The following is a 21146-nucleotide window of genomic DNA, read 5'->3' on the forward strand; positions in this document are numbered from 1 at the left end:
TTATATATTCATATTTTTATACTTGCATTTGATTTCCACTCATAATGTAATTATCTGGACCATCTAATTTTTTTTCAATATAACGTAAAATTCTTGTTACTGTAAATGTCATTATAAAATAAATAACACAGGCAACAAAAAATGATTCAAAATACCTAAAGTTATTTCCTGCAATAGATTTTGTTTGAAAATATAATTCTGTTACAGATATTACATTAAGAACTGATGTATCTTTAATATTAATTACAAATTCATTACCTGTTGCTGGCAGAATGTTACGAATTACTTGTGGCAATACCACATGAATCATAGTTTGAATATGATTCATACCTATAGCTTGCGCAGCTTCAAATTGACCTTTATCAACTGACAAAATACCACCACGAACAATTTCTGACATATAAGCACCTGTATTAACAGATACTATAAAAATTGCCGCTGCTATTTTGTTCATATTTATACCAAATGCTAAAGCAGAACCATAATAAATTACCATAGCTTGCACAATCATAGGTGTTCCACGAAAGACTTCTATATAAATAGATAAAATAGCATTTATAAATTTAAAAATCCATTTCTTTATTCCTCTATCTGGAATAGGGATAGTACGTACCCCTCCCACTAGCAACCCGAAAACAGATCCTACAACAGTTCCTACCATTGATATTAGAAGTGTCATACCTGCTCCACGAAGGAACATTGGCCCATTTTCCGAAATAATTTTCATTACCCACTCAAAACTCATATTTATTCTCCTTATAATAATTCCTGTAATATTCTCTACAGGAATTTGTATTTACTCTTTTTATAAAATAGACTACATACTATTTGATGTAGTCTATACTTATTAATTAGCTGCTGGTTGGTTCTTTATAGCTATATCCATAATGTCTGTACGATCTTTTTCTGAAATACCTGTTAATACTTCATTTATTTTAGATGTTAATTCACTATTTTTTGCAATACCTACCGCAATTGTTGTATCCTCATCTGATGCAACAAATTTCTCTTTAAATTCTACCATTTTAAAACTTGAGTTAGCATTTTCAGAACTAACACCTTCTGGACGTTCTGATACATATCCATCAATCATTCCTGATTGAAGGGCAACTCTCATTGTTGGGAAGTTATCCATAGCTGGTTCCTTAGACACCCCTTTAATTTGATCAATTACTGAGTAGTGGAATGTATTTAATTGAGCAGTTACTTTTGCTCCGTTAAAATCTTGGATAGAAGTAGCGCCTTCATATTTCCCACCTTTTTTAACTACCATAACCAAATCTGATTTATAATAATTATTTGAAAAATCTATTGTTTGCATACGTTCTTCTGTTGGTGACATACCTGCAATTATTCCATCTATTTTCCCTGAAAGTAATGCGGGTACAAGACCATCCCATTCAGTTTTAACTATAACTAATTCTTTTCCTAACCCATCAGCTATTTTTTTTGCAATCTCTACATCATATCCGCCTGCATATTCTGAGCTTCCTTCAATTTTAACCCCACCATTTGAATTATCCATTTGAGTCCAGTTAAATGGAGCATATCCAGCTTCAAGTCCTACTTTAAATGTTTCACCCTTTGCAGTAGTACCTCCCGACTTACTATTTGACCCACATGCTGTTAACATTGTAGCTGTTACTACAGCCATTACTATTGATAATATTCTTTTTTTCATAATTAATCCTCTCCTTCTTGTTTTTTTTATTCTACTATAGATTTAGAAAGTATATTTTCCCGCTTCTCACATGGATAATAATGTTTTTTTAGAATTTTGGGTAACAAAAAAAGACCTGAGATAAACCCAAGTCACAATATTCACAATTGCCCTTAAATCCTCTTTCTTCTCCTAAATGAGATAGCTCAACTCAATAAATCGGAAATTTATTGAGACAGTCCTGCAGTTATTTACTACAGACCCAGCAAATAATATTGAGAAATATTATAAACTTCGGCGACTTTTCCTTCTCTTTAGTATCAATGCTTCTCAAACTCCACTAAAGACTGTTAAATGTCGCGCCTCTACCTCACCTGTAAAAGCGAGGTATTATTAAATTATGATTTTAGTATATAATATTACATTATATCTGTCAACCCTTTCAGATTTTAAGTTATAACATATTAACAAGTTTATTATTTGTGTTTGTTTTTTACAAAATTATATCTTCGTATATTATATTGTTATTTGTTTTAATGTAAATTTCACTTTATCCACAAATTAATAAAGCACCTACCACAGTAAGTGCTTTATATTATTTATTATTTAATTAAACCTTCTGAGCGAAGATATTCTTTAGCAACTTGCGCAGGATCTTCGCCAAGATCATCTACTTTATAATTAAGGTCAATCATAGTTTCTTGACTTAATTTACCGGATAACATATTTAAAACTGTTTTAAGTTCAGGATACTTTTCAAGTGTTTCCATTCTTACAAGTGGAATTGCATCATAAGGTGCAAAAAAGTTTAAGTCATCTTCTAAAACCTTAAGATTAAAGGTTTTTAAAAGTCCATCAGTTGTAAAGGCATCTATAACATCAGATTCGCCATTATCAAGTGCCTTATACCTAAGAGCTCCATCAATTCCAACAATATTTTTGAAATTCAAATTGTAAACTGAAGCTAAATTTTGAAATCCATCCACTCTATTTAAAAACTCTAAGGTAGGTCCAAAAACTAATTCAGAACTTACTTTAGCCAAATCAGATATTGAAGTTATTCCATATTTATCAGCTACTTCAGGTTTCATAGCTATAGTAAAACCATTATTAAATCCCAGTGGTTCTAATAAAGTAAGCTTATGTTCTTTCTCCATAATTTCTTTTGATTTAGAATAAATAAGCTCTTTATCTACAGAGGGTTCTTGATTTAATACATTTATATATAGTGTTGCTGTATATTCAACCATAAGATCAATTTCACCAGCATAAAGCCCCTCCATAGTAACAGAACTACCAGCTAAACCTAATTTTTTTTCTACATTTAAATCAGTATGCTCTTCTATTAACTCTGCATACATATTTCCTAAAATTAATTGTTCAGAAAAACTTTTAGATCCAATAACTATAGTTTCACCTTTAGGCTTTAAAACAGCAAATAGTGAAGAGCCTATTAAAGCAACTAAAATTATAGCTAAAGTAACTTTTAAACCTGTTGATTTAGATTTATGCTTAGTTGGGTTTAAACCCTTTGGCATAATAAGAACTTCAATTTTTCCAAAAAGAAAATCTATTACAAGTGCTAATATACACGATGGTATAGCTCCTGCTAAAATCATATTGTTATTAACAGTTTGTATTCCAGAATAAACAAGGTATCCAAGCCCACCTGCACCTATAAATGCAGCAAGAGTCATAAGACCAACTGCCATAACTGCTGATATTCTAATACCAGACATAATTAGTGGAAGTGCTAGTGGGATTTGAACAAGTCTAAGTGTCTGTCTACTAGTAAGTCCCATACCTCTAGCTGATTCCAGTACATCAGGATTTATATTTGTAAGTCCCGTATAAGTGTTTTTAACAATTGGTAGAAGTGAATATAAAACTACCATAGTAATAGCTGGGACACTTCCAATACCCAGTATAGGAATCAATAATCCAAGAAGAGCCATAGAAGGTATAGATTGGATTACATTTATTAGAGCAGAAATAGGTTTTTGAAGTGTTTTAACTTTACTCATCAAAATACCTAGTGGAATACCAATTAAAATAGCAATTAAAATAGCGCCAAAAGTTAAATATATATGTTGAATAAACAAACTTAGAATTTCTTCTTTTCTATTTATTACAAATTCAAAAAATTTACTCATTACTTAACTCCTCCGTATCTAAAAATTGTTCACTTAATACTGAAATCAAACTACTTCTAGTTACAAGACCAGCTAAGTGATTGTCTTTTGTTATAACCGGAATGTATCCGATAGCGTGAGAGTTAATTAATTCAAGTATATTTAAAATATTATCATCTTCATAAACAGATAATACATTATGTTCCATTATTTCTTCAAGTTTCGTTTCTTTTGCAGTGCTACGCTTAATGTCTTTTAAAGTTACAAGCCCTATCAAAATATTAGATTTATCAACAATAAGTAAACTATCTACCTTATTAATTTTCATAATTTCAATTGCTTGTAAAATGTTCCTCGAAGAAGAAACTGAAACAGGTGTTTTAATCATAATATCCTTAGCTTTTATAAATTCTGGGGTATTCCAGACTCTATTTGCTCCGATAAAATCTTTAATAAAATCGTTAGCTGGATTTTTAAGAATATTTTCAGGCGTATCAAACTGTGCAATTTCCCCCTTGTTCATGATACAAATTTTATCAGCTAGCTTTATAGCTTCTTCCATATCATGAGTAACAAATATTATTGTTTTATGTAGCTCTTGTTGCATTGAAAAAAGTTCCTCTTGAAGAGAACTACGTGTTATAGGATCAAGGGCACTAAAAGGCTCATCCATTAAAATTATTTCAGCATCAGTAGCAAAAGCTCTAGCAACTCCAATTCTTTGTTGTTGTCCACCACTTAACTCACCAGGATATTTATCTAAGTACTCTTCTGGCGAAAGCCCTACAAGCTTTAATAAATCATTAGTTTTACTAGCAATAGCTTCTTTAGTTTCAATTTTTTTCAACTCTGGAATTAAAGAAATATTTTCTCTAATAGTCATATGAGGGAAAAGCCCAGTATTTTGAATAACATACCCTATTCCCCGTCTAAGCTCTATTGTGTTCATTTTAGAAATAGGCATGTTATTTATATAAATCTCTCCGGATGTAGGGGTAATAAGCTTGTTTATCATTTTTAATGAAGTGGTTTTACCGCATCCGCTAGAGCCTATTATAACAACAAGAGAATTTTTCTCTATAGTTAAGTTTATATTTTCTAAAATAGTTTTTGAACCAATTTTTTTCGTTATATTTTTGAATTCTATCATATTAAACCTCCTCGGCTAATGACAACTTGTATTTTTTATTAAGTTGTCAGTTATAAGTATAACATAATTTGCCCCAAAAGTAAAATTCTCTTTACCTTCTACTAAATATAATTACAAATTTCCAAACTACTAATAAGACTTTAACGTGGCAATTCATTGTTTGTTAGAGGTGTTTTATAAATATAAAGTTACCCTCTTGCTTTTTAAATTATACCCTATGGAGTAGACTTTTTTTGAGGTCTATTCCATAGAATACATTTTAGTTTTATATTAACTTCTAATTATTTTGTTCCCTGTGAAATGCTACTTAAAGCACTTCCTGCCATTTCATCACTATTGTTTTCTGTAGCTAAATCCCCTAGTGCAATTATGCCAACTAAATTATTATTATCTACTATAGTTAATCTTCTAATTTGATTTTCACTCATTATTTTTGTTGCTTCATCTATACTCATATTTGGATTTCCTGTTATTATATTAGTACTCATAATCTCATTAACAGTTTGAGTCTTAGAATCTTTTCCAACTGCTACAGCTTTTAATGTTATGTCTCTATCAGTTATTATTCCCTTAATTGTATTGCCTTCACAAACAGGTATTGACCCAACATTATGTTCTTTCATTAAAGTTGCAGCTTTTTCAACAGTATCACCTACATTTAAAGTTACCACTGACTTTGTCATTAATTCATCTACTTTCATTGTATGCACCTCTTCTTTCATTTGTAATTTAGACTTATTAAGTTCTTAACTAAACATTAGATGCTCATGAATTATTATCATCTATGATACTATAATATAATGTAATTTTATTTTACATCTCTTATTACTCAGGTAAACCTCTAACAGGTTTAGTCAGATTTAAACCAGTTCCTCTTGTTACTGGCTGTTCTGATTTTGAATCTATAGTTTCATTTTTTCTTTTTTCTTCAGATTTTTTTTGCATTTTTTCATCACCTCCAAATTTATGATTCCCAGGGTTAAGATACATTATTCATTTTAACTTTCTTCACAATTTTAGTTTCAGTGTATTAAATAATTCAACTAAACTACTGAATAAAACTTGCTTTTGCTACAGCAATTACTATTAATAATAATGTCTTATTTTTAGAATTTCAGGCAAAAAAGACCTGGGATAAACCCAAGTCACAATATGCATTAAATAATTCCTAGTCTAATCCTAATGTTCCACCTGGATTCATTATATTATTAGGATCAAAATGTTTCTTTAATGCTTTATAGACATCCATTTGATTTTTTCCAATTTGTCCTTCAAGCCATGGACCTGTCATTTTTCCTATGCCATGATGATGACTCATTGCTGCTCCATATTTTTGAATATTATCTAATATTCCTGACTGATATTTTAAATATTCATCTATGTCATTCATCTTAGCTATAAATATAAAGTACAAATTTGCGCCTTGAGGATATACATGAGACATATGCGTCATACAAATTGTATTTGGTCTGCTCTTACAATATTCTCTTACTCCCTCATGAACATATTTCATATTTTCCCAAGATACTGAACATTCTAATGTATCTGTCATTATTCCATAATCCTGTAAATCTTCTCTTAAGTATGGATCTTTAAACCTTCCATGTTCCCAAGATTTTGTAACAAAACCTGTAGTGTACATTGCACCATATTTTTTACATATTTTATGAACCTTTCTTCTAACTACCTTTGTAAAACTTTTTTCTCCATCTGTAAATCCTAAAAACATACACCTTTGATTTTGTTTAAAGCCTCTCGCTATCATTACTTTATCTATTACAGTTCCTTCTACTCCATAAAGCTTCATCATAACATCAGTTTCTTCTGGATCTGATAATCTAAATACTGATGGAAATCCAAATTGACCTTGCATTATTTCTCTTCCAGCTTCCCTTGCATCATCCCAATTTTTAAATATATAACTAAATCTTCTTTGATTTTCTGGCATATGTTTAAATATTTTTACTGTTACTGATACAAGAATTCCAAAAGCACCTTCACTGCCCATCATAATTTCATCTATAGATGGACCTGTTGAACTTGCTGGAAACTCTTGAGTTTTAATAGTTCCAATAGCCGTAATATATTCTTGGCATATTACCATGTCCTCTATTTTTCCAAAATACGTAGAATTTTGTCCAGCTCCCCTTGTAACTACCCACCCACCTACTACTGAATACTCAAAAGATTGTGGAAAATGTCCACAGGTATATGCTCTTTTAGCCCCAAAAAGCTTTTCTGCATTATTTAATGTTTCTTCCAGCTTTGGTCCTGACATTCCCGGTTCAACAGTTATTGTTTGATTTATTTCATTAAATCTAATTACCTTATTCATATGAACTCTCATATCTAAAGATACCCCACATTTAACGCACTCTACACCTCTAGTTACTGATGAACCTCCTCCATAAATATATATAGGTATTAATTCTTCATTACAAAACTTAACTATTTTCTCTATATCTTCTTTACTCCTTGGATGTATAACTATATCTGGTATATTTTCAACTATCCCTTCTCTAAGCCTCATTAGATCTATCATTGTTTTACCATAAGCTACTTGTAGTCTTGAATAATCATCTCTCTTTATATTTTCTTTACCTACAATATCTTCAAAATGTTTAATTTGATCTTCAGTTAAAGTAATAGGTTTATTAAATGATACCTTTTCAATCCCTGTTTTTTGGGTATTTTTAAAATCAATATCTGTCATTTCAAATGTTTTCTTCATTAATGAATATAACCTATCATTAGGATGCTTAAATTCTTTTTTATCTCCCCATTTTAATATAGATCTATAAGAACCCTCTGGAGGTATCTCTTCACACCAGGTAGGTCTGAATTTATTTCCTTCTGTTTTACTCATAATATTTCCCCCTCAAATTTAAATATCTGGATAATTTGTAATTCTTTGAATTTCTGAATATAAATAAGAAAGTCTTAAATATACTTTTTTGTAAACTCTATTAAATAATTTTGAATAAATTAATGCATTATCCTTATTCGGCTCAAATACCACTTTATAATGAACCATATTATCAACAGCCTCATGAAAGTTTGGATATATTCCTAAAGCTACAAATGATACTATTGCAGCTCCAAGACCTGATGTTTCATGTGTATGACTTTTATAAACCTTTCTATTTAACATATCTGAAGTTATCTGACATATAGTATTGCTTTGTGAACCCCCGCCAGATACCATTACATATTTAACCTTTACCTTAGATTTTTTCTCTATCTTATTTATTCCATCTAATAATCCATAATTTATTCCTTCTATAATTGCCCTGTAAATATGAATACGTGTATGAATATCTCCAAAACCTATTATTGCACCCTTTGCCTTTGGAGATTTTAACCCAGGCCCCCAATAAGGTTGTAGAATAAGACCATGAGATCCTGGTGGAATTTCCATTAACCTCTTATTTAAAATTTCTTCCTCCGTTATACCTTTTTCTTTAGCTTCAATAGATTCCTTAGCTGCAAACTCTTTTTTAAACCAACTAATCATCCAATACCCTCTAAATATTTCAAACTCAGGATTATAATAACCCTGAATACAAGCTGGATAAGCAGGCATAAATCTTAAAGGTTCAAAATATTTCTCTGCCATTCCTTGTACTGTTGCTGTTGTTCCAAAACTTAAATTTACATACTCCAAATTTTTACATCCTGTTCCTATGGTTTCACAACCCTTATCTGATCCAGAAGCTATAACAGGAATCCCTATCTTTATTCCAGTCTCCTCTGAAACATCTTTATTTATATATCCTAAAATTGTTCCAGGTTCCACAAGTTCAGGCAACTTATCTTTTTCAATTCCAAAGGTTTCCCACCTATAATCTTTTTCTTTTTGTGGCCATTGCTTTTTCTTATAATTAAAAGGTATATGGCCTATCTGGGATGCTATAGAATCAATAAATTTACCAGTAAGCTTATAATTAAAATAACCTGAAAGTAATAAATATTTATAAGTCTTATCCCAAATATAAGGTTGATTTTCTTTTATCCAATTAGCTTTACTTTTACGCCTAGAAACTTCAATAGCTTTATTCATACCTACTAATGAAAACATAACCCTATATTTAAAACTTATTGGCTTACTACATTTAGCCATCCTTTGATCTAACCATATTATAGCTGGTCTTAGAACCTTACCATTCTTATCTAAATTTATACCAGTATCTCTTTGAGTTGTAACAGTTACTGATAAAATTTCATCCCATATATCTTCAAAATTTTCTTTAAGATTTTTACAAACTCTGCATATACCTTCCCAAAACACCTGAGGATCTTGTTCTGCAAATCCAGGCTCTGTAGAAAAATAAGGAATAAAATCTAATTTTTCTTTTCCTATTAAAGTTCCAACACTATCAAATATTAAGGCCCTAACACTTTGAGTTCCACAATCTATTGAAAGGACATATTTATTATCCATATCATTGCGTCCTCCTATTTTCATAGCCTAAATCTGAGGTTGAAATTACATTAACACCTGAATCTAATACATTTTCTACTATTACATCATTTACCCTAACAGGCTTATCTATTAAAACATTACTCAATACCTTCATTAAATCAATTATTCTTTCTTTACTTATCTCTGTATCTGTTCTTACTGGTAATCTTGGCATGTTTTCAAATATTGTTTTTACGGTTGATGATATGCTTCTTTTAGGGTCAATCATTTCATTTATAGCAAAATCTTTTCCTCTGCTACATTTATTACCCGTTATTATCAATTCTTCTCCTAGTTTTTTCACATATAATTCACAACCATTTGGACAAACAATACATATAATTTTTTTATCTTCCATTTAATTACTCCTTTATAGTGCTCATAAAGAAATTTAGTTTTGATTTATTATCTATTTGTAGCTTGTCTATTTCTATAATTAATTTTTCCATTTCTGGAGGCTTAATAACTATATATTTTTTCCTTAATATTACTTCATCACCTAACTTTAGCTCTACTATTACATTTCTTTTTATCTCTCTACTTCTAAAATACATAGTAACTTTGTTTTTTGTAGCTATATTAATTTTTTGTGGTACAACATAAAGAAAATCTTTACTATTATAATTAATATCTATATCCTCTTTGCATATTCCTTTTTTAACATATTCCCCAGCATTCTTTCCTGCAAAATCTCCACTTTCAGAAACATAATCAACTAGATCGTTTACATGAAGTGCGTTTCCACAAGAGAAAACTCCATTAACACTAGTCATAAAATTTTGATCTACTATAGGGCCTTTTGTATTTCCATCAATCTCAACTCCTAGTTTTTCAGCGATTTCATTTTCTGGTATTAACCCAACTGATAATATTAAACTGTCACACTTTATGACCTCTTCTGACCCCTTTATTGGTTGCATTTTTTCATCTACCTTGCAAACTTCTACAGCCTCTACTCTTTTATCTCCAATTACTTTTGTAACGGTATGTGATAAATGTAATGGAATCTTATAATCATCTAAACATTGTGAAATATTTCTACTTAAACCTGAAGGCGTATCCTTTACTTCGTATACCCCTAAAACCTTTGCACCTTCTAAAGTTAGTCTTCTAGCCATTATAAGTCCAATATCTCCACTACCTAAAATAACACACTCCTTACAAGGTAAGTATCCTAAAATATTAGTAAAATATTGTGCTGTACCTGCGCTATAAATCCCTGCTGGCCTATCTCCATTTATAAAAATTTGTCTTGAGGTCTTTTCTCTACAACCATTAGCAAGTATTATTGCTTTGCTTGAGACCCTAAAAGTCCCTTCCTTTGAATTAACTAGTGTAAGTATATAATCCTCTTCTGTCTTTTTTACATCTATAACAAAGGTTAATGTATAAATTTCAATATTTTTTTCTCTAACTTTTTTTATATATCTATTTGCATACTCTGGACCACTTATTTTTTCATTAAATGTTATAAGTCCGAATCCATCATGAATACATTGCTTCAATATGCCCCCAAGCTTTTCTGCCCTTTCTATTATTAAAACTTTTGAACCTTCTTCATTACAAGATAAAGCTGCTGCTAGACCCGCTGGTCCACCACCTAAAATAATTACATCAAAGTGAATATTATTATTATTCATTTATTTTCACCTCACTATTATTTTTAGGTTTTTCTTTATACACTTGCTGAACCTCTTCTATTAAAATTCTTGAACCTTCACCATTTTTAGTTATTTCATTAAAATTCCGTCCAGTCTCATTTTTAATTATTTCTAATAAATAAGGAGTACAAAAACCACCTTGACACCTTCCAGCCCCCGGTCTAACCCTTTTCTTTATTCCATCTAAAGTTGTAACAGGTATTGGAGATCTTAAAGCATCTTCTATTTCCCCTTTACTAATTTCCTCACATCTACAAATAATTTCTCCATAAGATGGTCTTTTCTTTATTATTTTCGATCTTTCCTCAAAGGATAAATTTCTTATCTCTGGTATTCCAAGTCTTATTGGGTTCCAATTAATATTAGGCTTTATCTCAATTTTATTTTTTAATAAATTACAGGTTATTTTTTCAATTTCCTCTGCTATAGCTGGTGCTGAAGCTAATCCTGGAGATTGAATACCTGCTGCATAAATTAAATTTCTTACATATTCTGATTGTTCTATTATAAAATCCTCCTCATAAGTTGCTGCTCTTATCCCTGAGTAGTAAGTTATAACATCTACCTTTGAAATCTTAGGAACTATTTTAAGGTGCTTATTTATAACATTTTCAATGTTTTCTTTATTAGTTGAATAATCCTCCCTATAAGGTTGTTCGTAAGCATCTGGTCCAACTAATATATTTCCTTCTATAGTTTTTACAAGCCCTCCACCTTTAGTGTTTCCCTTTGATAAACTTAATGAAGGCATAGCCACTACTCCATTAATAAAATTTCCAGTTTTCTTATCTAATATTAATGACTCTCCCTTTCTTGGGTGTATTGTAAAGAATTGATCATTTGCCATATCTGCTATTTTATCTGCATATACACCAGCCGCATTAATAACTACTTTTGGATATATAGCTCCTCTATTTGTTTTCACAGAAGATATTTCATTTCCTTCTCTATTTATAGCTGATACCATTGTATTAAATGAAAACTCTACTCCATTCATAGCTGCATTTTCTGCATATGCATAAGTCATTTTATAAGGCGATAACACTCCTGTAGTACCAAAGTGTATAGCTCCAGCTATATTGTCTAATACATTCGGTTCTATTTTTCTCACTTCTTCTTTAGATAAAAAAGTAATATCCTTTACTCCTACCTTTTTAGCTCTGATCATTATAAGTGGTTTTGCAATCTTTATTATACTTTTTTCAAAAAGCACTGTAGACCCACATCTATTAAAATCTACCCCAAGCTCTTTTGTAACCTTTGTATATAGCTCATTTCCTCTTACATTAAATATTGATTTTTTACTACCAATTGGAGCTTCTATTCCAGGGTGAACCATTCCATCATTTCTTGATGAAGTATGCATTGCAAGATCTTCTTCTTTTTCAACTAAAAGAATTGATATTTGCCATTTTGATAGTTCCCTTGCAATTGCCGAACCTATCACTCCACCTCCAATTATAAGTACATCAACCTTTTTATTATCTAGCAAATTATCATTTATACTCGGGCTTTTTATTTTAGGTATATCTAGACCCTTAACCGCGATCCTATTTACTACTCCCTTATATCCCTTTTTCGATGCAATCTTACCTGCTTTTATTACCTCATTCCAACTTAATACTTCACCTTCAAGTAGTATTGATGAGCCTAACTTGCTACAGTAAACCTCCTTATTAACATCTTTTTGTATTTTCCTTTGAATTTTTAAATAATCTATCTCCATAAAATACATATCTCCTTAGGATGTTTGGACATCTTATTATTTATATATACTATGCTATTTTTATGGCAATAATGATAAATCCTCACCTAAGTATGATCAGGTAATTTTTTCTTTGATTAGGTTATCTATATGTAGTTTAAGTATATGATTATGTTATAATCATACATAACAACTTAAAAAGGATGTAGATATAATGGAAAATATTAAACTTACTGAATATAGCCACGGTGCTGGGTGTGGTTGTAAAATTTCACCTGCAGTATTAGATTCAATACTTAAAACTTCACGTAATGTTATAAGCTATCCAAATTTATTAGTTGGGAATAGTACAAAAGACGATGCTGCTGCCTTTGATTTAGGTAACGGAACTTCTGTACTTAGCACTACAGATTTTTTTATGCCTATAGTAGATGATCCATTTACGTTTGGAAAAATAGCTGCAACAAATGCTCTTAGTGACATTTATGCTATGGGGGGCAAACCACTTATGGCTATTGCTATATTAGGATGGCCAATTAAAACACTTTCACCTGAAATAGCTAGAGAAGTAATTGATGGTGGTAGATCTGTATGCGATGATGCAGGAATTCCACTTGCTGGAGGCCATTCTATAGATTCTCCAGAACCTATCTTTGGATTAGCAGTAACAGGGCTTGTAGAAAATAATCGTTTAAAACAAAATAATATGGCAACTGAAAATTGCGAGATTTTCTTAACTAAGCCTTTAGGAATAGGTATCCTAACTACAGCTCAAAAAAGAAAATTAATAGAACCAGGTCATATTGATCCAGCTATTGAAGCTATGTGTACACTAAATAAAATTGGTGGTGAAATATCTGCCCTAGATGGTGTTGTTGCTTTAACTGATGTAACTGGTTTTGGATTGCTTGGTCATCTTGGAGAAATTTGCGACGGTAGTGATATATCTGCTGTAGTTAATTTTAATGAAGTTCCTCTTCTTCCAAACGTAAGAAAATATCTTGCAATGGATTGTATATCTGGTGGTACTCGTAATAACTTTAATAGTTACGGAGATACTATAACTGAGATGACAGACGAACAAAAATTTATACTTTGTGATGCACAAACTTCTGGTGGACTGCTTGCCATTGTTAAGAAAGAAAGTGTTTCTGAGTTTTTACAAATTACTTCTTCAGTAGGTTTATCACTAAAACCTATTGGATATACTTGTAAACGCGAAAATAAACTTATTAAGGTGATATAATGACTTTTAAAACAACAAGTGACTTTAAAAACATTGTTCTTGAGGACATCCCATTAATTGATGTAAGAGCCCCTATCGAATTTAAAAAGGGTGCCTTTATAAATTCAATTAATTTACCTATTATGAATGATGAAGAACGACATTTAGTTGGTATATGTTATAAAGAAAAAGGAAATCATGATGCTGTTAAGCTTGGTCATGAATTAGTTTCTGGAAATATAAAAGATGAACGTATAAAATCTTGGGAATCATTTATTAATAAGAACCCTAAAAGTATGATTTATTGTTTTAGAGGTGGTTCTCGTTCAAGTATTAGTCAAGAATGGATTGAAAAGTATGCTGGCAAAGAAATTGTGAAACTAGAAGGTGGTTATAAAGCATTTCGTAATTATCTAATAGATGAACTTGATGCTGAAGTCCAAAGTAGCAAACCTATTGTTTTAGCTGGTTTCACAGGAACTGGTAAAACTATTTTGCTAAACGAGCTAGAAAATTCTATTGACCTAGAAGGCCTTGCTAATCATAGAGGATCTACTTTTGGTAGACATACTACACCACAGCCTACTCAAATAAATTTTGAAAATGCTCTTGCTTGTAAACTTATAAAACATAGAGCAAAAGGCTACTCACATATTATTTTAGAAGATGAAGGCGGTAATGTAGGGCTTAATTTTATTCCTAAGCCCTTAGCCGCATATTTTAATGCTGGTGATTTAGTTGTTTTAGAGGCTCCTCTTGAGGAACGTATTAACCTTACACTGCAAGAATATGTAATCAACTCTCAGTCCGAATACATAGCACATTATTGTGATGAAGCGCTAGGGCTTCAAGAATGGTTTAATTATATGTCAAATAGCATAATCAGAGTAAAAAAACGATTAGGACTGGAACGATTTACACAAATCTATTCTTACTTTGAAAAAGCTTATGCAAATCAATTAAAAACTGGAATTTATGATTTTCACCAAGATTGGATAAAGTTATTTCTAACTGATTATTATGATCCTATGTATAAGCATCAATTAGATACTACTACTAAAAATATTTTATTTAGAGGCAATAATTCAGATGTATTAGAATATTTAAAATCTCTAAAATAAAAAATTTATGACTCCTAGAACAACCTATAATATAGATTGTCCTAGGAGTCATAATTATTTAAAAGTCTATTCTTATTTTATTTTCTGTATCTTCCTTTATATATGCATTTTCTCTATCACCTTCTATAAAGAGCTTATCTCCATCATATTTAAGCCAAACTTCATTTCCATTTTTCAATTTGTCTTCTCCATCAGTAGTATCCACTGATCTTCCATTAATTAAATAACCAAAACTATTTACTTTTTCTCCAGACATTAATCTATAAACTATTGTTCCAAGATTTTTTTCATCATTATTTCTGATTTTAACCTTAACAAATTTTTCTGTTCCCTCTTCTTTATAATCTGTTATTGTTAAAACTCCAGCCTTACCATTATATACTACCTTATCAATGCACTCTTTAGGATTAATTTCTTTAATATTTGGATCCCCCTTATACATCTCTACGGGAACTATATCCATATAATTCAAATCAGAATCAAATCCAGTATATATAACTGTTGTTAATCCATTTTCATCACCTCTACTACTCATATAACCTATGGTATCTTTAGGCTCTTCAAATCTAAAATATCTTGAATATCTATCATCATATTTTTCTTCATAGTTCTCATCAAAACTTATACAGTTTCTTCTGCTATAATCAACATACTGTATCTTTAAATATAATGGACTTTTAGTTACTGATTTAACCTCTATTTTACCTATAAAAGTATCTTTCTCAATATTTAGTGTCTTTTCAATTGTTTGATTATCCATATTAGTCCTATCTAAACTTCCACTAAAGATCCAATTTCCATCTATACCTGTTATATTTGTAAAATTAATTTTATAATTAAATTTTTCAGGAAGATCTGGTATTATTAGGTTAGTTATATGATAGTGACCATCTTCTTTTTCTTCATGAATTATATTATCAAATTCCGGTATATATAGCTTTCCATCTATTTCTACATTACAATTCCAAAGTTGAGGCATATCTAACTTTCCATCCAAACTTTTAATATAATATCCAATAGTTATGCCTGTTTTATCTGGAACTGCTGTCATAAGTGTTATCTCAATATTGCTATCCAAAACCTTTCCTACTATATCTGTTGAATTTTCCTCAACTTCACCTACAAAATTTTTATGTTCACTATTCTCATTAAGCACTTTGAAAAAATCTCCTACTAATGGTAAGCTTTCTGCAAAGGCTGGAAATGTAATAGCTGTCCCCATAAATAGTATTCCAGCTACCGATGCAGCTATTAAACTTTTTCTTATTTTATGTGACTTCTTCTTTTCTGGCAAGTTCTTAAGAAGCTTTTCTAATGATAGATGTACTTCATTTGGCACTTGGATATTATCATTATCTTCAAACTTATTTTTCAAGAAGCTATCTATTTCAAAATCCTTACTCATGATGATCTCCCCCTTTTAACAAATCATATAATTTTTCTCTTCCTCTTTTTAAATTTGTTTTAACAGTATTTTCTTTTATATCTAATGCACAGCTTATATCCTTTACTGATAAATCATCGTAATAATGTAAACTTAAAACAAGCCTCATATTACTGGGCAATAGCTCCATTGCTTTATATAAGTCTAAATCTTCATAGCTATCAATATGAATTTCATCTATTACTGATTCTTCAAAATCTAAAACTTCTCTTTTATTTTTCCTAAGAATTATATAACATTCATTAATTAATATTCTTATAAGCCATGTTTTAAAATAAGAATTATTTCTAAGTGATTTTAGCTTTTCATAAGCCTTTAGGGTTGCTTCTCCTATAACATCTATAACATCTTCATCAGATGAAAGATAATTTTTAGCTACCCTATACATAGTCTTTTCATTTTCCATTATAAGTTTTACAAAAGCTTCTTTATTCCCCTTTTTAGCTAAATATACATCTATATTATCCACAAAGTAAGTTCCCCCTTTAATAGTTGCCTCCATTTTATCCCCTCCTTATTTTTCTTTACATATATTTAGATGGAGATATAAGGCTTTAGGTTTCATTAGTCGTAGTAAAATAAATAACAAGTCAATTTAGATATGCCTTAACATTATTTTTTACTATATATACGAAATAAGGCTCCTTGCAATAAGGAGCCTTATTATAATTTAATATTATTTTATTTTTATAATTTAAACATATGTATTTTACCACCGCTATTCAAATTTTTAAGTGTTATTATTATAATTGGCAAAATAAATAATCCTGCAAATCCAAATACTCTAACACCTATAAATATACACATAAGCATTATTAATGGATGAATTCCTATTTGATTACCTACTATTTTAGGTTCTATTATATTACGAATTACTGTAATTATAATGTATAAAGTAAGTAGTCCTAATGCAAATCCTATGTTTCCACTAGCTAGTTGAATAATAACCCAAGGAATTAATATTCCTCCTGTCCCAATTACTGGGAATATATCTAATAGTGCAATACTCATAGCAATCCCAATAGCTCCGTGTACTCCTAAAATTGACAATCCAATAGAAAGCTCTATAAACGTAATGCTAATTATAATACTATATGCTTTAATTAGATTAAATAAAGTGCCTACTGTATAATCCTTAATATCAAATATAGTTATTCGTAACTTTTCAGGAAATTGTTTAACTATAAATCCTGTAACTTCCTTATAATCTATAGCTATGAAAAATGAAGATATAATAGAAAAGCCTATAACAATAAAAACTGTAGGAACAGATGTTACCATAGTTGATATTAAACTAATTACGTTAGATGAAACTGTACCTATTATAGATCCTAGTGATTTAGATAATGACTCGGTTATATCTTGTACCCCTTGTATCAAATTTGGGTCAATCCTTACCATTAAAGCTTCAACTTTATCAAATGATCCATATAAAGATGGTTCTATACTTGTTTCATAAATACTGGGAAGTTTTAAGAATATCTCCTTTACGGATATAGAAACCTTAGTTACTAGTAAGACTAGAAGTACACCTACTGTAGAATAAAATAATAAGACAATTACAGCAGCTACAGGTTTTCTATTAATATGTAGTTTACTTGATATTAAATTAATTAATGGTTTTAAAATAAATGCTACCATAAATCCAATCACAAATGGCAAAAACCATACAATCCCATACTTTATGACAATAAATATTGTTGATATAACAATACTATAGTAAAGTACATTAATAATAAAATTCTTTTTCTTTTCAATATTCATAATTTCCTCCTATTATTTTATGGGTCCTCCCCTTAAATTATTCAATACTCTTTTATATTTATTATATCCTATGACCTATATAATAGCATAGGAAATTAAATTTTATTTTATATAAAAACTAACAAATATCTAATTATCTATTAAAATTTATAGATAATTGAGTTTGATTAATTGAATAATTATTTAAGTTTAGCTAATACTAATATTGTAACCAAAATAAGGAGGTGTTCCTAATGGGAAAGGCTAAACAACAAGTAGACCAAAGTATGAGTACTGTTCAAACTGCTGTTAGTTCATTACAACAAGCTTTAATTTCAGCTGAAAAACCTGAAAATAAAACAAAAATTGAAAACGCTATTTCATCTTTAAATGTAGCTTGCCAAAGCTTATCTACTTTCCAAGACTAATTATTAAAACTTAATATGAGTACAAAAAAAGGTATGAGATTAACTTCATACCTTTTTTTCATATATTCATAAAATGTCTTGACTAATTATTAGCCTTCAATATCAATAAGCACTATCTCTGGTAGTTTGAACACCCTAGTCAATCTAAGAAATAACTTTATAATGAGCTGTACTAGTTGGTAATGTTCCAGCAGGTGTCCACCAAGAAATATTTTCATAAATTTTACCTTCATATACTACCTTTTGTTTATTTGTATAGGTAGTTCCAGAATTCCAAATCACTGCACTTGAATGTTCTTTAGAAACAACATATATTATTACATCTTTTGTAACTATGATTCCAGCCTTATCCGTAATACTATAGTTTACTTTATAAGTTCCAACTTTCTTTGTATCAACTATACCTGATGCAACTATATTACTAGTTATATTTCCATCTTCTACATCATTTGCAGAAATGCCAGTCATAACATCGAATGATGAACCTTCTACTACAACTTGGTCTTTAGCACCTTTAAGTGTAGGAAGACGATTACCATTAATAGGTTCACTAGCAGGAATTTTACCATTAATCTTTATATTTCTAACACCTGAGAAACATAACTTCATCTTAGCTTTAACTGATGCAGTTCCACCGTTTGGAGTATCCGCCCAACCTGATGTTTTTAAGTTTACTCTATAAAAATCTCCAACTTCTGTAACAGTTCCTGTTCCACCCTCTGCTCCAACATATAAAGCAGATTTAGGCATATCAAATTGAATTTCCCATCCCTTAGGAAGGGTAGCCCCAGTATTGTTAGTTATTGTAAATATAGTTTCTCCATTTGGATGATCATATTTAATCTTAGTATCAACATTAACATCAATCACTTCATTTTTTCCAATATCTTCTTTTGTTTCTTTACAATTTCCCATTTTATCTAATCCGACTTTTAGCTTTTTAGTTAATGTATCTCCCCAAGTGTATTTGCCTTCATTTGTTTTATCTGAGCCTTTAACATAGTTAGGATTTAGACCATAGTCACCATTCATAACCCAGATTAAAGCTCCACCTAAATTCTTATTTTCGATGTACTTAACTCTTTCATCTATAGATTGTTCATTTTCAAAAGATAAGAATACTTTTTTATCTCCTTGCCAAACATATGGCACCTTACCAACATCGTCCCAGTTAACTTTTAAGTTAGGATCTTTTTCCATAAGATTTAATACATGCCATAATGGATTAGCCCCTGCAGGGTCTGGCTTTCCATCTTTATTATCATCATCGCCCCAAAGATTGTACTCTCCTGATGCAGGTGTTTTACTCTTGCCGTGTAATCCTGAACCATTTCCACCTTGTACATTTTCCCAACCTCTTGTATAATATGGAATTCCCATAAGAATTTTTTCTGCTGGAAGCACCCCTCTATAGAAGTTATATGCCCAATCCATATTAAGAGTTGGCATTGCCATATTAGTTGTTTCATTATCAGCTTTATCTGGGTATATATTTGCTAAGTTTTCAACATATTCATTCCAACCACCATGAAAATCATATGACATTATACTTAGAAAGTCTAAATAACTTGCATATTTGTTATCTGTAACCCCACCAAGTACCCAAGATGAAGCCGTAACAGCCGCAGTTAGTAAATAATCTTCATTATCTTTCTTTGAAGCCGCATCTAACTTTTCTCTTAACGTTTTCATTAAAACGTTATACCTTTCATTTAATACAGCTCTTCTTGGTTCCGATAAATCTTTATCTGCAGGGTTACCAGATGTAGCTACTGATGATGGATATTCGAAATCGATATCAACCCCATCAAAACCATATTGTCTAATAAAGTCAACGCAAGAATCAGCAAATGTATTAATTCCAGCATCTGTATCTATCATTTTATAAAAACCTCTAGTGCCTGTCCATCCCCCTATAGATATTAATAAATCTACATTTGGATATTCTTTTTTCATTTGTTGTAATACATTAAAGTGACCTTTATACGGTAGTTTTGGATCTAATTTGACTTCCTTCCCATTACGCTCTAACTTGTACTTTGAAAAATCCTCTTCTATGGCTGCGTACTTATCTCCAAATGCAATCTTATTGTCTTCTCCAACCATTGCAAATGAATACTGGATATGTGTTAAAGACTCCCATTGTAAATCAGCTACATCGAAATTACCTTGAACCTCACTTTTGTAAGCCCATTCTGGAAAATATCCAACAACTTTTCTTTCTAAGTCTTTCGTTTTTTTGTCCTTTGTAGTAGCAGCATTAGCAGGTGTTACTAATGTCATAACTGTGAAAACAGATACCATAATTCCTGCCATTGCCTTTTTTAATTTTATTCCCTTCATTAACTATCTCCTCCTTTTATTATTTAATATTATTTAATATATTTTACATTACTGTTAAATTATATAGTATAA

The 21146-nt window shown here is 30.4% G+C and carries 17 protein-coding genes and 1 riboswitch; of the genes, 3 read left to right on the forward strand and 14 right to left on the reverse strand.

Translation table 11 applies throughout. The features are described from left to right. Positions 1-16 precede the first annotated feature (16 nt). The 10 genes from J1C67_RS15900 to J1C67_RS15945 all read right to left on the reverse strand — a co-directional run bounded on the left by J1C67_RS15900 (position 17) and on the right by J1C67_RS15945 (position 12791). Complete coding sequence (locus tag J1C67_RS15900) at positions 17-745, reverse strand: amino acid ABC transporter permease (protein WP_167865167.1); 729 nt, start codon at positions 743-745, stop codon at positions 17-19. 102 nt (positions 746-847) lie between these two features. Further along, complete coding sequence (locus J1C67_RS15905) at positions 848-1681, reverse strand: transporter substrate-binding domain-containing protein (RefSeq protein WP_167865168.1); 834 nt, start codon at positions 1679-1681, stop codon at positions 848-850. A gap of 173 nt (positions 1682-1854) precedes the next feature. After that, a riboswitch (Lysine riboswitch) is annotated at positions 1855-2036 on the reverse strand. Between the two features lie 226 nt (positions 2037-2262). Further along, positions 2263-3813 carry an ABC transporter permease/substrate-binding protein gene (locus J1C67_RS15910; protein WP_167865169.1) on the reverse strand — a complete coding sequence of 517 codons (1551 nt, stop codon included), beginning with the start codon at positions 3811-3813 and terminating at the stop codon, positions 2263-2265. Further along, positions 3806-4942, reverse strand: coding sequence for a betaine/proline/choline family ABC transporter ATP-binding protein (locus J1C67_RS15915; RefSeq protein ID WP_167865170.1), 1137 nt, complete (start codon positions 4940-4942; stop codon positions 3806-3808). The genes J1C67_RS15910 and J1C67_RS15915 overlap by 8 nt, the downstream gene beginning before the upstream one ends. Before the next feature lie 281 nt (positions 4943-5223). Further along, on the reverse strand, positions 5224-5643 hold the full coding sequence (locus J1C67_RS15920; protein WP_167865171.1) for a CBS domain-containing protein: 420 nt from the start codon (positions 5641-5643) through the stop codon (positions 5224-5226). 467 nt (positions 5644-6110) lie between these two features. Beyond that, on the reverse strand, positions 6111-7808 hold the full coding sequence (locus J1C67_RS15925) for an FAD-binding oxidoreductase (RefSeq protein ID WP_167865172.1): 1698 nt from the start codon (positions 7806-7808) through the stop codon (positions 6111-6113). Positions 7809-7826: 18 nt separating this feature from the next. Further along, the gene (locus J1C67_RS15930; RefSeq protein WP_089966283.1) at positions 7827-9383 is read right to left on the reverse strand and encodes an FGGY-family carbohydrate kinase; all 1557 of its coding nucleotides are present in this window, start codon (positions 9381-9383) and stop codon (positions 7827-7829) included. Between the two features lies 1 nt (position 9384). Beyond that, complete coding sequence (locus J1C67_RS15935) at positions 9385-9762, reverse strand: DUF1667 domain-containing protein (RefSeq protein ID WP_167865173.1); 378 nt, start codon at positions 9760-9762, stop codon at positions 9385-9387. Positions 9763-9766: 4 nt separating this feature from the next. After that, positions 9767-11044 (reverse strand): NAD(P)/FAD-dependent oxidoreductase, encoded by a 1278-nt coding sequence (locus J1C67_RS15940; protein WP_167865174.1) that lies wholly within the window; start codon positions 11042-11044, stop codon positions 9767-9769. Then, positions 11037-12791 (reverse strand): NAD(P)/FAD-dependent oxidoreductase, encoded by a 1755-nt coding sequence (locus tag J1C67_RS15945; RefSeq protein WP_167865175.1) that lies wholly within the window; start codon positions 12789-12791, stop codon positions 11037-11039. The genes J1C67_RS15940 and J1C67_RS15945 overlap by 8 nt, the downstream gene beginning before the upstream one ends. A gap of 190 nt (positions 12792-12981) precedes the next feature. Between J1C67_RS15945 and selD the strand changes: the two genes are divergently transcribed. Together selD and mnmH are read left to right on the forward strand one after the other, a co-directional pair. Then, positions 12982-14016 (forward strand): selenide, water dikinase SelD, encoded by a 1035-nt coding sequence (selD, locus tag J1C67_RS15950; protein ID WP_341479191.1) that lies wholly within the window; start codon positions 12982-12984, stop codon positions 14014-14016. Then, complete coding sequence (mnmH, locus tag J1C67_RS15955) at positions 14016-15116, forward strand: tRNA 2-selenouridine(34) synthase MnmH (protein ID WP_167865177.1); 1101 nt, start codon at positions 14016-14018, stop codon at positions 15114-15116. Before selD ends, mnmH begins: the two co-directional genes overlap by 1 nt. Positions 15117-15174: 58 nt before the next feature. On the opposite strand, the gene J1C67_RS15960 is transcribed toward mnmH, so the two are convergent. The 3 genes from J1C67_RS15960 to ytvI form a co-directional block, all read right to left on the reverse strand. After that, positions 15175-16521, reverse strand: a complete 1347-nt coding sequence (locus J1C67_RS15960; RefSeq protein WP_167865178.1) for a DUF4179 domain-containing protein — start codon at positions 16519-16521, stop codon at positions 15175-15177. Further along, on the reverse strand, positions 16514-17062 hold the full coding sequence (locus tag J1C67_RS15965) for a sigma-70 family RNA polymerase sigma factor (RefSeq protein ID WP_167865179.1): 549 nt from the start codon (positions 17060-17062) through the stop codon (positions 16514-16516). The genes J1C67_RS15960 and J1C67_RS15965 overlap by 8 nt, the downstream gene beginning before the upstream one ends. A 185-nt stretch (positions 17063-17247) precedes the next feature. After that, on the reverse strand, positions 17248-18324 hold the full coding sequence (ytvI, locus tag J1C67_RS15970) for a sporulation integral membrane protein YtvI (RefSeq protein ID WP_089966300.1): 1077 nt from the start codon (positions 18322-18324) through the stop codon (positions 17248-17250). Positions 18325-18557: 233 nt separating this feature from the next. On the opposite strand from ytvI, the gene J1C67_RS15975 reads away from it, so the two are divergent. Next, complete coding sequence (locus J1C67_RS15975; protein ID WP_167865180.1) at positions 18558-18731, forward strand: hypothetical protein; 174 nt, start codon at positions 18558-18560, stop codon at positions 18729-18731. A 144-nt stretch (positions 18732-18875) separates the two neighbouring features. Here J1C67_RS15975 and J1C67_RS15980 read toward each other — a convergent pair whose 3' ends face one another. Beyond that, positions 18876-21074 (reverse strand): glycosyl hydrolase family 18 protein, encoded by a 2199-nt coding sequence (locus J1C67_RS15980; RefSeq protein WP_167865181.1) that lies wholly within the window; start codon positions 21072-21074, stop codon positions 18876-18878. Positions 21075-21146 lie beyond the last annotated feature (72 nt).

This window comes from Clostridium gasigenes, assembly GCF_017348895.1.
GTDB classification, from domain to species: Bacteria; Bacillota; Clostridia; order Clostridiales; family Clostridiaceae; genus Clostridium; species Clostridium gasigenes.

Bases quoted from the DNA above. Each gene is read 5' to 3' on its own strand.
- J1C67_RS15905 (WP_167865168.1), bottom strand. From the start codon at position 1,681: ATGAAAAAAAGAATATTATCAATAGTAATGGCTGTAGTAACAGCTACA.
- J1C67_RS15945 (WP_167865175.1), bottom strand. From the start codon at position 12,791: ATGGAGATAGATTATTTAAAAATTCAAAGGAAAATACAAAAAGATGTT.
- J1C67_RS15920 (WP_167865171.1), bottom strand. From the start codon at position 5,643: ATGAAAGTAGATGAATTAATGACAAAGTCAGTGGTAACTTTAAATGTA.
- J1C67_RS15925 (WP_167865172.1), bottom strand. From the start codon at position 7,808: ATGAGTAAAACAGAAGGAAATAAATTCAGACCTACCTGGTGTGAAGAG.
- J1C67_RS15915 (WP_167865170.1), bottom strand. From the start codon at position 4,942: ATGATAGAATTCAAAAATATAACGAAAAAAATTGGTTCAAAAACTATT.
- J1C67_RS15935 (WP_167865173.1), bottom strand. From the start codon at position 9,762: ATGGAAGATAAAAAAATTATATGTATTGTTTGTCCAAATGGTTGTGAA.
- J1C67_RS15900 (WP_167865167.1), bottom strand. From the start codon at position 745: ATGAGTTTTGAGTGGGTAATGAAAATTATTTCGGAAAATGGGCCAATG.
- mnmH (WP_167865177.1), top strand. From the start codon at position 14,016: ATGACTTTTAAAACAACAAGTGACTTTAAAAACATTGTTCTTGAGGAC.
- ytvI (WP_089966300.1), bottom strand. From the start codon at position 18,324: ATGAATATTGAAAAGAAAAAGAATTTTATTATTAATGTACTTTACTAT.
- J1C67_RS15940 (WP_167865174.1), bottom strand. From the start codon at position 11,044: ATGAATAATAATAATATTCACTTTGATGTAATTATTTTAGGTGGTGGA.
- J1C67_RS15930 (WP_089966283.1), bottom strand. From the start codon at position 9,383: ATGGATAATAAATATGTCCTTTCAATAGATTGTGGAACTCAAAGTGTT.
- J1C67_RS15910 (WP_167865169.1), bottom strand. From the start codon at position 3,813: ATGAGTAAATTTTTTGAATTTGTAATAAATAGAAAAGAAGAAATTCTA.
- J1C67_RS15960 (WP_167865178.1), bottom strand. From the start codon at position 16,521: ATGAGTAAGGATTTTGAAATAGATAGCTTCTTGAAAAATAAGTTTGAA.
- J1C67_RS15975 (WP_167865180.1), top strand. From the start codon at position 18,558: ATGGGAAAGGCTAAACAACAAGTAGACCAAAGTATGAGTACTGTTCAA.
- J1C67_RS15965 (WP_167865179.1), bottom strand. From the start codon at position 17,062: ATGGAGGCAACTATTAAAGGGGGAACTTACTTTGTGGATAATATAGAT.
- J1C67_RS15980 (WP_167865181.1), bottom strand. From the start codon at position 21,074: ATGAAGGGAATAAAATTAAAAAAGGCAATGGCAGGAATTATGGTATCT.